The organism is Micromonospora sp. NPDC001898 (assembly GCF_042891255.1).
Taxonomy (GTDB): domain Bacteria; phylum Actinomycetota; class Actinomycetes; order Mycobacteriales; family Micromonosporaceae; genus Micromonospora.
On record NZ_JBIATC010000012.1, the window covers coordinates 17,560 to 29,725 of the forward strand.

7 protein-coding genes are annotated in these 12,166 nt (G+C 74.2%); 4 read left to right on the forward strand and 3 right to left on the reverse strand.

What is annotated here, in order from left to right; translation table 11 throughout:
* Positions 1 to 4: 4 nt before the first annotated feature.
* Positions 5 to 1,192: an FAD-dependent oxidoreductase gene (locus tag ACFYZF_RS22480; protein WP_387023746.1), complete on the forward strand. Its 1,188-nt coding sequence runs from the start codon at positions 5 to 7 to the stop codon at positions 1,190 to 1,192.
* Positions 1,193 to 1,268: 76 nt separating this feature from the next.
* Here the strand turns inward: ACFYZF_RS22480 and ACFYZF_RS22485 are convergent, their stop codons facing one another.
* Positions 1,269 to 2,120 (reverse strand): GNAT family N-acetyltransferase, encoded by an 852-nt coding sequence (locus tag ACFYZF_RS22485; RefSeq protein ID WP_387023748.1) that lies wholly within the window; start codon positions 2,118 to 2,120, stop codon positions 1,269 to 1,271.
* 145 nt (positions 2,121 to 2,265) lie between these two features.
* On the opposite strand from ACFYZF_RS22485, the gene gltB reads away from it, so the two are divergent.
* Complete coding sequence (gene gltB, locus ACFYZF_RS22490) at positions 2,266 to 6,960, forward strand: glutamate synthase large subunit (RefSeq protein ID WP_387023750.1); 4,695 nt, start codon at positions 2,266 to 2,268, stop codon at positions 6,958 to 6,960.
* Positions 6,953 to 8,461 carry a glutamate synthase subunit beta gene (locus ACFYZF_RS22495; protein ID WP_387023752.1) on the forward strand — a complete coding sequence of 503 codons (1,509 nt, stop codon included), beginning with the start codon at positions 6,953 to 6,955 and terminating at the stop codon, positions 8,459 to 8,461. Before gltB ends, ACFYZF_RS22495 begins: the two co-directional genes overlap by 8 nt.
* Before the next feature lie 171 nt (positions 8,462 to 8,632).
* Here the strand turns inward: ACFYZF_RS22495 and ACFYZF_RS22500 are convergent, their stop codons facing one another.
* Together ACFYZF_RS22500 and ACFYZF_RS22505 are read right to left on the reverse strand one after the other, a co-directional pair.
* Positions 8,633 to 9,298 (reverse strand): TOPRIM nucleotidyl transferase/hydrolase domain-containing protein, encoded by a 666-nt coding sequence (locus ACFYZF_RS22500; RefSeq protein ID WP_387023754.1) that lies wholly within the window; start codon positions 9,296 to 9,298, stop codon positions 8,633 to 8,635.
* A gap of 234 nt (positions 9,299 to 9,532) precedes the next feature.
* The gene (locus ACFYZF_RS22505) at positions 9,533 to 11,071 is read right to left on the reverse strand and encodes a M1 family metallopeptidase (protein WP_387023756.1); all 1,539 of its coding nucleotides are present in this window, start codon (positions 11,069 to 11,071) and stop codon (positions 9,533 to 9,535) included.
* Positions 11,072 to 11,270: 199 nt separating this feature from the next.
* Here ACFYZF_RS22505 and ACFYZF_RS22510 point away from each other — a divergent pair, with 199 nt between their 5' ends.
* Positions 11,271 to 12,071: an SGNH/GDSL hydrolase family protein gene (locus tag ACFYZF_RS22510; protein ID WP_387023758.1), complete on the forward strand. Its 801-nt coding sequence runs from the start codon at positions 11,271 to 11,273 to the stop codon at positions 12,069 to 12,071.
* Positions 12,072 to 12,166 lie beyond the last annotated feature (95 nt).

Here is a 12,166-nt window from a genome sequence, read left to right on the forward strand (position 1 = left end):
CGGCATGCGTACGGCGGTGGTGGTCGGGGCCGGGATCGGCGGCCTCGCGGTTGCCGGCGCGCTCGCCCGGTCCGGGTGGCAGGTCACCCTCCTGGAGCGCGCCGACCGGGTCCGCCCGGATCCGGCGGCTGTCGTGCTCTGGCCCAACGGGGTACGCGCGCTGCGCGCCCTCGGCCTCGGCGCGGGCCTGGACGCGATCGCCACCCCGCTGCCCGACGGCGGGATACGCCGGCCCGACGGGCACTGGCTGGTGCAGCCCCGCCCCACCCCGGCCGACCGGATGCCGGTGGTGGTGCACCAGGAGGATCTGCACGACACGCTGATCGCGGGCCTCGGCGAGCGGGTGGAGCTGCGCACCGGCGTGACGGTGCGCACGGTCCGGGCCGATCCTGGTGAGCGGCCCTCGGTCGGCGACGGCCGGCAGCGCTTCGAGGCCGACCTGGTGGTCGGGGCGGACGGCACGGACAGCGAGATCCGCCGGCAGTTGGCCCCCGAGGCGGGGGTGATCAGCTCCGGCTGCGCCGCGTGGCGGGCGGTCATCCCCTGGTACCGGGCGCCCCGGCTTCCGGCGGACCAGCCGGCCGGCGGGGAGACCCTGGGCGCCGGGTACCGGTTCGTGGCCGCCTCGCTGGGCGAGCGCGGCTCGTCCGGCGGGTCGAGCCGGGGCGGCATCTACTGGGTGGCCACCGCGGCCGGCGCGCCCCGGCCGGAGTCCCCGGAGACCCAGCTCGCGCTGCTCCGCCGCTGGTACGCCGGCTGGCCCGCCCCGATCGGCGAGCTGCTCGACGCCACAGATCCGGCCGACGTGGTCCAGCAGGAGATCCGCGAGCTGCGTCCGCTGCCCCGCGCCTATGGTTTCCCGGCCGGGCCGGGCGGGGTGGTGCTGCTGGGCGACGCCGCCCACGCCATGCCCCCGCACCTGGGCCAGGGCGCCTGCCTGGCCTTCGAGGACGCCGCCACCCTCGCCTCGCTGCTGCGTGAGGCCCGCCTCCCGGACGCCGTGGCCACCTACGACCGGCTGCGCCGGCCCCGGGCGGCGATCGTGGTCCGGCAGACCCGGCGGATGTCGGCGGTGCTCCAGGCCCGGGGCCGGCTCGCCCTGCGGGCCCGGGACGCCGCCCTGGGCACCATCAGCCCCCGCCTGCTCTCCACCGCGGCCTCCGTCGCCGCCCAGTGGCGCCCCCCGTCCTGACCGACTCTGCCGCCCGGGCGGCCGGGCACCTCCCGGTCGGCCGGCGGGTGCCGGGGAACCGGGCGGCGGGGCGCGCTCAGATGAGCGCGGCGGGCTCCGCGATGCAGGCGGTGCCGATCCGGCGGAAGCCGACCCGGACGTAGACCCGGGCGATCTCCTCGCTGCCGGCGGAGAGGAACACCAGGTCGGTGCCGGCGGCGCGCAGCGCCTGGGCGAGGGCGGCGGTGACCGCCGCGCCGAGGCCCCGGCGGCGGGCCGCCGGCAGGGTGGCGACCCCGGCGATCTCGGCCACCTCCCCGACCCGCATCGCCATCCCGCTGGCCAGCGGACCCTCGGCGGGCGTCCCGGCGAGCGCGGACAGCCGGCGGCCGTCGGCGACTCGGGCCCGCTCCTCCTCCAGCGCCGCCACGTCCAGCTCGGTGACCGCGGCGTCCCGCTGCGCCGGGCCGGCCTCGCCCCGGGCGGTGCCGGCGGCGTAGAACCCGACCGCGGCGACCGCCCGGCGGGCGGCCACGTCGGCGGCGAAGCCGGGCGCGGCGGGGTCCAGCAGCCGCACCGGTACGTCGGTGAACTCCTCGGGAACGGCCATCGCGGCCGGGTCGAGCATCATCAGAGGGGCCTCCAGCACGGCCAGCCCCGCCGAGCGGGCCACCGCCAGCAGGTCCGGGCTACGCTCGTGCACCCACTCGAACGCCTCCGGTATGCCGAGCTCCCGCTGCCGTTCCCGTACGGCGGTCACGTCTGCCAGCGAGGGCGGCTCGGTGGCGTCCAGGCGGGGGCGGGCGTAGAACGGCCAACCCGCCCCTTCCCGGACGAACAGCACCAGGGGGCCGTACTCTTCGGCCCGGGCGGAGTCCCGGGGCACCGCGTCGTAAAAGTGCTCGAGCCGGTCGAACGTCGTAGTCGTCTCAGTCCGTACGTGATCCACCGCGCGAGACTATCGTTCCCAGCATCTGGAAGTGTGATCAATCTGAACTGGCCTTGCGCCGTAACCCCTAACGTAGACTCAATAAACCCATAAGGGCCGACGTCGTCCCGACCATGTTCCAACCTGAGTGACGACAGGAGGCCCGGTGGCCTTTCCGTACCCTCCCAGCCAGCAGTCGGCCCCGCGCGCGACCGGGCTCTACGATCCCGCGTACGAGCACGACGCGTGCGGGGTGGCCTTCGTGGCGGACCTCTACGGCCGGCGCTCCCACGCAGTCGTGGCCAACGGTCTCGGCGCCCTGCTCCGGCTGGACCACCGGGGCGCCCGGGGCGCGGAGCACAACACCGGCGACGGCGCCGGCATCATGATCCAGGTGCCGGACGCGTATCTGCGCGCCGTGGTCGACTTTCCGCTGCCGCCCGCCGGTGAGTACGCCACCGGCCTGGCCTTCCTGCCGACCGATGACGCCGGCGAGGCCCGCGCCCGCCGGGTGCTGGAGAAGTACGCCCTGGTCGAGGGCGCGGAGATCCTGGGCTGGCGGGATGTGCCGACCAACCCGAGCGGTCTCGGCGCGACCGCGCTCGCGGCGATGCCCCGGGTCCGGCAGGTCTTCCTCGCCGCGCGCCGGCTCACCGGCACCCCGGCCGGCCCGGCCGGCTCCCCGCTGTCCGGCCTCGACCTGGACCGGGTGGCCTTCTGCGTGCGCAAGCAGGCCGAGCGGGAGACCGCCGAGCGGGGCGTGCCGGCGTACTTCCCGTCGCTGTCCGGCCGGACCATGGTGTTCAAGGGGATGCTCACCCCCGGCCAGCTTCCCGAGTTCTTCCCCGACCTGACCGACGAGCGGGTCGACAGCGCCATCGCACTGGTGCACTCCCGGTTCTCCACCAACACGTTCCCGTCCTGGCCGCTGGCCCACCCGTACCGGATCATCGCCCACAACGGCGAGATCAACACGATCCGCGGCAACCGGAACTGGATGCAGGCCCGCGAGGCGCTGCTGCGCAGCCCGAACATCCCGGGCAACATCCGCCGGGTCTTCCCGGTCTGCACCCCCGCCGCCTCCGACTCGGCGAACTTCGACGAGGTCCTGGAACTGCTGCACCTGGCCGGGCGCAGCCTGCCGCACGCGGTGCTGATGATGATCCCCGAGGCGTGGGAGAACGACCCGGACATGCGCGCCGACAAGCGCGCCTTCTACCGGTTCCACGCCAGCCTGATGGAGCCGTGGGACGGGCCGGCGTCGGTCGCGTTCACCGACGGCGAGATCGTCGGGGCGGTGCTGGACCGCAACGGCCTGCGCCCGGGCCGCTGGTGGCGCACCTCCGACGGGCTGGTGGTGCTCGGCAGCGAGGCCGGCGTGCTCGACCTCGACCCGGCCACCGTGGTCGCCAAGGGGCGGCTCCAGCCGGGCAAGATGTTCCTGGTCGACACCGTCGCCGGCCGGATCGTCTCCGACGACGAGATCAAGGCGGAGTTGGCCGCCGCGCAGCCGTACGACGAGTGGCTGCACGCCGGGCTGATCGACCTGACCGACCTGCCGCCGCGCGAGCACACCGTCTACACCCACGACTCGGTGCGCCGCCGCCAGCAGACCTTCGGGTACACGGAGGAGGAGCTGAAGATCCTCCTCGCGCCGATGGCCCGCACCGGTGCCGAGCCGCTCGGCTCGATGGGCACCGACACCCCGATCGCCCCGTTGTCCACCCGGCCCCGGCTGCTCTACGACTACTTCCACCAGCTCTTCGCCCAGGTCACCAATCCGCCGCTGGACGCCATCCGCGAGGAGCTGGTGACCAGCCTCCAGCACACCATCGGCGCGGAGGGCAACCTGCTCGACCCGGGTGCGGCGAGCTGCCGGCAGATCGTGCTGCCACACCCGGTGATCGACAACGACGAGCTGGCCAAGATCCTCTCCATCGACGAGGACGGCGACCTGCCCGGCTTCAAGGCCGTGCGGGTCTCCGGGCTGTACCGGGTCCGCGACGGCGGGCCCGGCATCAAGGCCCGGCTCATCGAGATCTGCCGGCACGTCTCCGAGGCGATCGAGGACGGCGTGCGCATCCTGGTGCTCTCCGACCGGGACTCCAACGCCGACCTCGCCCCGATCCCGTCGCTGCTGCTCACCGCTGCCGTGCACCAGCACCTGGTCCGCGAGCAGACCCGCACCCAGGTGGCGCTGATCGTCGAGTCCGGCGACTGCCGCGAGGTGCACCACGCGGCCGTGCTGATCGGCTACGGCGCCGCGGCCGTCAACCCCTACCTGGCGTTCGAGTCGGTGGAGGACATGATCGCCACCGGTGCCCTGCCCGGCGTGGAACCGGTCAAGGCGGTGCGCAACTACGTCAAGGGGCTCGGCAAGGGCGTCCTGAAGATCATGTCGAAGATGGGCATCTCGACCGTCTCGTCGTACTGCGGGGCGCAGGTGTTCGAGGCCGTCGGCCTGGACACCCGCCTCGTCCAGCGGTACTTCCGGGGCACCCCGAGCACCATCGGCGGCGTCGGGCTGGACGGCATCCACGCCGAGGTGGCCGCCCGGCACTCGCTGGCCTGGCCGCCGCCGGGCGCCGTGGCGTCCGACCGGCTGGAGGTCGGCGGCGAGTACCAGTGGCGCCGCGAGGGAGAGCTGCACCTGTTCAACCCGGAGACGGTCTTCCTGCTCCAGCACGCCACCCGCAGCCGCCAGTACGACGTGTTCCGCCAGTACACGGCGAAGGTCGACGAGCTGGCCGCGAAGGCCGGATCGCTGCGTGGCCTGTTCACCCTGCGCACCGGGGTCCACCCGCCGGTGCCGCTGGACGAGGTCGAGCCGGCCATCGAGATCGTCAAGCGGTTCGCCACCGGCGCCATGTCGTACGGGTCCATCTCGGCCGAGGCGCACGAGACCCTCGCCATCGCCATGAACCGCCTCGGCGGCAAGTCCAACACCGGCGAGGGCGGCGAGGACGCCGAGCGCCTGCACGACCCGCGGCGCCGCTCCGCGGTGAAGCAGATCGCCAGCGGCCGGTTCGGCGTGACCAGCGAATACCTGGTCAACGCCGACGACCTTCAGATCAAGATGGCCCAGGGGGCGAAGCCCGGCGAGGGTGGCCAGCTCCCCGGCAACAAGGTCTGGCCGTGGATCGCCCGGACCCGGCACGCCACCCCGGGCGTCGGCCTGATCTCCCCGCCGCCGCACCACGACATCTACTCGATCGAGGACCTGGCCCAGCTCGTCCACGACCTCAAGTGCGTCAACCCGGCTGCCCGGGTGCACGTCAAGCTGGTCAGCGAGGTCGGTGTCGGCACGGTCGCGGCCGGCGTGGCCAAGCTCAAGGCCGACGTCATCCTGATCTCCGGCCACGACGGCGGCACCGGGGCGTCCCCGCTGAACTCGCTCAAACACGCCGGCACCCCGTGGGAGCTGGGGCTGGCCGAGGCACAGCAGACCCTGCTGCTCAACAAGCTCCGCGACCGGGTCACCGTGCAGGTCGACGGCCAGCTCAAGACCGGTCGGGACGTGCTGGTCGCGGCGCTGCTCGGTGCCGAGGAGTTCGGCTTCGCCACCGCCCCGCTGATCGTCGAGGGCTGCGTGATGATGCGGGTCTGCCACCTGGACACCTGCCCGGTCGGCATCGCCACCCAGAACCCGGTGCTGCGCGAGCGGTTCACCGGCAGGCCGGAGTTCGTGGAGAACTTCTTCCTCTTCCTCGCCGAGGAGGTCCGGGGATACCTCGCCGAGCTGGGCCTGCGCACCATCGAGGAGGCCATCGGCCACACCGAGCTGCTCGACGTCGTCGACGCCATCGACCACTGGAAGGCCCGGGACCTCGACCTCGGCCGGGTCCTGCACCTGCCGGAGCTGCCGGCCGGCGCGGCCCGGCGTGGCGTGCGGGCCCAGGACCACGGGCTGGAGCTGGCGCTGGACAACGAGCTGATCGCCCTCGCCGGGCCGGCGCTCACCGACGGCACGCCGGTGCGGGTCGAGGTGGCGGTGCGCAACGAGCACCGCAGCGTCGGCGCGATGCTCGGCGGCGAGGTCACCCGCCGCTTCGGCGGGGCCGGCCTGCCCGCCGACACCGTCGAGTTCCTGCTGCGCGGCACCGCCGGGCAGTCGTTCGGCGCGTTCCTGCCCAGCGGGGTCACCCTGCGCCTGCACGGCGACGCCAACGACTACGTCGCCAAGGGCCTGTCCGGCGGCCGGATCGTCGTCCGCCCGGACGCCACCGCGCCGTTCGTCGAGGGCGAGGCCATGCCGGGCGAGCGCGCCGAGGACCAGATCATCGCCGGCAACACCATCCTGTACGGGGCCACCGCGGGCGAGGTCTTCCTGCGCGGCCGGGTCGGCGAGCGGTTCGCGGTGCGCAACTCCGGGGCGGTGGCGGTCGTCGAGGGCGTCGGGGACCACGGCTGCGAGTACATGACCGGCGGCACGGTGGTGGTGCTCGGCGAGACGGGGCGTAACTTCGCCGCCGGGATGTCCGGCGGCACCGCGTTCGTCTGGAACCTCGACCGGCGTCGGATCAACAGGGAACTGGTCGAACTGTCGCCGCTGCGCGACGAGGAGCGGGACCGGCTGCACGAGTTGGTGCACCGGCACTTCGCCGAGACCGGCTCGGCGGTCGCCGAGGCGCTGTTGAAGCGCTGGCCGGAGGCGGTGGGCGAGTTCACCGCAGTGGTGCCCCGGGACTACCGCCGGGTGCTGGAGATCATGCGGGCCGCCGAAGCCGCCGGCCGCGACGTCGACGACGCGGTGATGAGCGCACTGGCGGCGACAGCCGCCCCAGCGGCGTCGTCGGCGCCAACCGATGCGTCCATGCCGCCCGCCCCCCGGGCGGTCGCCCAGGAGGTGGCTCGTGCCTGACCCGAACGGTTTCCTGCGTTACAACCGGCGGCTGCCCGCGCGCCGCCCGGTGCCGGTGCGGATCAGCGACTGGCGGGAGGTGTACCCGCCGGCCGGCGAGGACCTCGTCCGCGAGCAGGCCACCCGGTGCATGGACTGCGGCATCCCGTTCTGCCACGACGGCTGCCCGCTGGGCAACCGCATCCCGGACTGGAACGACCTGGTCCGGACCGGTAGCTGGGACGCGGCGGTGGAGTCGCTGCACGCCACCAACAACTTTCCCGAGTTCACCGGCCGGCTCTGTCCGGCCCCGTGCGAGGCCGCCTGCGTCCTCGGCATCGGTGGCGGCGACCCGGTCACCATCAAGCAGGTAGAGGTGGAGATCGCCGACGCGGCGGTGACCCGGGGCGGGCTGGAACCCCGCCCGCCGGTGGCCCCGACCGGCCGGTCGGTCGCCGTGGTCGGCTCCGGTCCCGCCGGCCTGGCCGCCGCCCAGCAGCTCGCCCGCGCCGGCCACGCCGTGACGGTGTACGAGCGCGACGACGCGATCGGCGGCCTGCTCCGGTACGGCATTCCCGACTTCAAGCTGGAGAAGCAGCACATCGACCGGCGGCAGGCCCAGTTGGCGGCCGAGGGCGTGCGGTTCCGCACCGGGGTGAACGTCGGCGTCGACGTGACCGCCGAGCAGCTGCGCGAGGCGCACGACGCGGTGCTGCTCGCCTGCGGCGCGCTCCAGGGCCGGGACACCCCCGAGACCCCGGGGCGGGAACTGCGCGGCGTACACCAGGCGATGACGCACCTGGTCGCGGCGAACCGGGTGGTCGCGGCGGCCGGCGAGGGCAGGGCGGCGCTCGCCGTGCTGCCCGACGGCACCCCGATCGACGCGGCCGGCAAGCACGTGGTGATCATCGGCGGCGGCGACACCGCCGCGGACTGCCTCGGCGTGGCCCACCGCCAGGGCACGGCCGGGGTGCACCAGCTCGACCTGTACCCGGAGCCGCCGCACTCCCGCGACGCCGACCGGGACCCGTGGCCGACCTGGCCGTGGCTGCTGCGCAACTACCCCGCCCACGAGGAGGGCGGCGACCGGGTGTTCGCCGCCGCCGTGCAGGAGTTCGTCGACGACGGCACCGGCCAGGTACGGGCGGTGCGGATCGCCGAGGTGACCGTCGAGAAGCGCGACGGCCGGCGGATCGTCACCCCGCTGCCCGGCTCGGAGCGGGAACTCCCGGCGGATCTGGTGCTGCTGGCGATCGGCTTCGAGGGCACCGAGCGACAGCCGTTGCTGGAACAGTTCGGGGTGGCCCGCAACGGCCGGGGAGCGATCGACGCCCGGCCGGACTGGCAGACCGGGGCCGACGGCGTCTTCGTCGCCGGCGACATGCACCGGGGCGCCTCGCTGATCGTCTGGGCGATCGCCGAGGGGCGCGCGGCGGCCGCCGCGATCCACGCGTACCTCGGCGGGGTGGGCGAGCTGCCCGCCCCGGTCGACCCCGCGCGGCAGCCCCTGGCCGCCCGCTGACGGAGCTGGCTTGTCGGGCCGGGACCCGCGTCCCGGCCCGCCGGCCCCGCGCGCGTGGACCGTGGACACTGCGCGTCGCGGGCTGACGCGAACTGTCCGCGGTCCGGGGGCCTGACGGCGGGGCCTGGGTGGGCCCGGCGGCGCGCGGGGCGGGTGTGGGGGCGGGGCGGGTCAGACGGTGGCGAGCAGCGCGTCGAGCGGTCGGGGCAGCGTGTCCCGGCCGACCGCCGCCTCGACGAGCAGCCGCGCGTAGCGCAGTTTGCGGCGCGAGCCGCTGCCCAGGAACCGCCGCAGCTGCGCCTCGGGTTCCCGGCCACGCCAGGCGGGCTGGCCCTGCAACGAGCGGAGCGAGCCGAGGTCGCCCTGCGCGTCGAGGAGCGCCTCGACCTCCGCGACCCCCACGGCGCGGATCAGCTCGTCCTCCAGGTCGTCGACGCAGACGTGGAACCCGAGGCGCTCCAGGTCGGCGCGGGTGCGGGGCGAGCCGGCCCCGGCCGAGACCAGCCCGCGCCGGACTATCTCCTCCTCGCGCCGGTCGTAGAGGCCGGCGAGGCGTACCCCGGCGCCCAGGGGGCCCAGCCCCGCCAGGACGCGGCCGGTCGCGTGCGCCCCGCCGATCGGCACGACCACCACCCGCTCCGCCCCGAGATCCCGGCCGCGCCCGGCGGCGGCGGTCTCCACGGCGATCTGGTCGCTGATGCCCTCGACCAGCACCACGGCCGCGGCATCGTGGACCTTCGCCAGGGCGTGGTCGGTGGCCACGGCCGGGGCGCCCGGGCCACTGAGGTAACCGTCGAGCGCCCTGCGGGCCAGCTCACGGCGGCTGGCCTCATCCATGGGGGTGCCCCGGTCGTCGGCTGGCGTGGGCACCGGGCGGGGCCGCCGGGCCGCCGGCGCCGGTGACCCGTGGTCGGCTCGTCCCGTCGCGGCCATGGCCGCAATCATGGGCCTGCCCCCGCGCGGCGACAAGCGCATAAACCGTGTGGGCCGTACACGACGGCGGCGCCACGGCGGCATCCGAGGTGGTGCGAATGCCGCCATGGCACCGCCGTGGGGCCCGATCGGGGTGGGTCAGCGGGCGTGCAGGTGGTGGGACTCGCGGATCTTGGCCCACGACTTCGGTGCGGCGGGCGCGGCGGCCGGCGCCGTGGCCCCGGACAGCTCCGGGCGGCCCCTGGTGAACAGCCAGGTGGTGAACACCGCGTCCAGGTCCTGGCCGGAGACCTGCTCGGCGAGGGCCTGGAACTGCTCGACCGTGCCGTTGCCGTGCCGGTGGGCGGCGGTCCACTGCGGCACGATCCGGAAGAACGCGTCGTCGCCGACGGCCAGCCGGATCTGGTGCAGGGCCATCGCGCCCCGGTCGTAGACCGCGCCGTCGAAGACGTTGTCGGCGCCCGGGTCACCCGGTGGGACCTGCCAGAAGTCGTCGTCGGCCGGGTAGCTGGCGTAGGTGAAGTCGAACAGCTCCTGCGCCGTGCCCTCGCCCTGCTCCTCCGACCATAGCCACTCGGCGTACGAGGCGAAGCCCTCGTTGAGCCAGATGTGCCGCCAGTCCGCCACCGAGACCGAGGCGCCGAACCACTGGTGGGCGTTCTCGTGGACGATCACGTAGGTGTTCGACCCGCGCCGCCAGAAGCCCGGCCCGTACACCGGGCGGGTCTGCGTCTCCAGGGCGAAGCCGATCCCGTCGACCGGCCCGGCCACGCCGCCCTGCGCCTCGAACGGGTACGGCCCGAAGATCGTGCTGCCCCACTCGACGATCTCGGCGGTCCGTTCGATGCTGGCCCGCGCCGCGGGTGCGAGCGGGCCCAGCGTGGTGCTGTACGCGTTGACCACCGGCTGCCCGTTGGGCGCGGTGTCGGTGACGATGTCGTACTGCCCGACGGCCAGGAACGACTCGTACGTCGCGCCGGGGCTGGTGCTGCGCCAGCTCCACCGCAGCCGGTTGCCCGCCTCGGCCAGCGGCGGGCGGGGCTGCACGCCGTTGCTGACGACCTCGACGCCGGCCGGCACCGACACCGACACGTCCCAGTTCGCCTTGTCGAGGGGGTGGTCGTTGCTCGGGTACCACCACCAGGCCGACTCGGGTTCGTTCACGGCGAGCCCACCGTCGGACGTGCGGGTCCAGCCGCTGTAGCCGTTGACCCGGGTCGTCGACGGCACCCCGGCGTACTTCACCACGATGGTCAGGGACTGGCCCTTGACGATCGGCCGGGGCGCGGTGATCGCCAACTCGTGGACGCCCTCCCGGGCGAAGGTGGCCGACCAGCCGTTGACCCGCACCGACTCGACGCCGAGCACAAAGTCCAGGTTGAACCGGGACAGGTCCTGGGTGGCCCGGGCCAGGATCGTGGTGGTGCCGCTGAGTTGGTCGGTGGCCGGCTCGTAGCGCAGCCGGATGTCGTAGTGGTCTACGTCGTAGCCACCGTTGCCGTAGTCGGGGAAGTAGCTGTCGCCCAGGCCGGGGCTGCCGGGGCTCGGCGCGGCGGGGGCGAGGGTCGGCCGGCCCCAGCCCGATCGGGCGGCGGCCTGGCCGGGGGCGCCGGTCACGGCCGTGCCGGCGGTGGTGACGGTCAGGGCGGCGATGGCCGCCGCGAGAACGCGTCGCACGAGGTGGACTCCCTCCGTCGGGGTGTACGCACAATCAAGCTAATCGACGGTTGTGAACATGTGTGTCCCGCAGGCGAGTTCTCCGATCTATTCCTTCCATCTAGATGTTTCGATAGCATTACCGTCCGGTAATAACCACCAGCCTTGGCCACGCGCGCGGTTCCGAGGATCCACCACCCCTGTCCCGTGGAGGTTCTCCATGCCCCAACGCCCGCTGGCCCGCGCCCTGACGGCGCTGGTCGCCGTCCTCACCGCCGCCGTCGGGGCGGTGGCCGTCCCCGGTGCCGCCCAGGCCTCCGCAGCCGTCAACTACGTGGCCCTCGGCGACTCGTACTCCTCCGGCGTCGGCGCCGGCCCGTACGACCTGTCCACCTGCCTGCGCAGCGAGAAGTCGTACGCCCCGCTCTGGGCCACCGCCCACCAGGTGACCAGCTTCAAGTTCCCGGCCTGCGGCGGCGCGGTCACCGCCGACGTCATCGACAGCCAGGTGAGCGCGCTGAGCACCGGCACCACCCTGGTCACCATCACCATCGGCGGCAATGACGCCGGCTTCGCCGACGTCATCACCAGTTGCCGGTTCGGCAGCACCAGCACCTGCACGGACGCGGTGAACGAGGCGAAGGCCTTCGCCACCGGCGAGTTGCCCGGCCGGCTCGACCGCACCTACGCCGCGATCCGCAACCGGGCCCCGAACGCCCGGCTGATCGTGCTCGGTTACCCGCGACTGTTCGAGACGGGCTCATGCGGGCTGCTCGCGATGAGCACCTACAAGCGCACCATCCTCAACGAGGCCGCCGACCTGCTCGCCTCGGTCACCGCCGGCCGGGCCGCCGCGGCCAGGGCCACCTTCGCCGACACCCGCCCGTACTTCGCCGGGCACGGCGTCTGCGCCGCCGCGCCGTGGATCCGCGACGTCAGCGGCGTCATCGAGGCGTACCACCCGAACGCCGACGGCTACCGCCACGGCTTCCTGCCGGCGTTGACCGCCGTCGCCGGCTGATCCGGGCCAGCCCCGCGGCCGTCCTGGCTGCGGGGCTGTCCGTCGCCGCCACGCGTCCGTTAGGGTTCGCTGGACCGGACGGCCATCGCGTGGGG

Excerpts from the sequence above, each read along its gene's own strand:
- ACFYZF_RS22480 (WP_387023746.1), top strand. The coding sequence starts at position 5 with ATGCGTACGGCGGTGGTGGTCGGGGCCGGGATCGGCGGCCTCGCGGTT.
- ACFYZF_RS22500 (WP_387023754.1), bottom strand. The coding sequence starts at position 9,298 with ATGGATGAGGCCAGCCGCCGTGAGCTGGCCCGCAGGGCGCTCGACGGT.
- ACFYZF_RS22510 (WP_387023758.1), top strand. The coding sequence starts at position 11,271 with ATGCCCCAACGCCCGCTGGCCCGCGCCCTGACGGCGCTGGTCGCCGTC.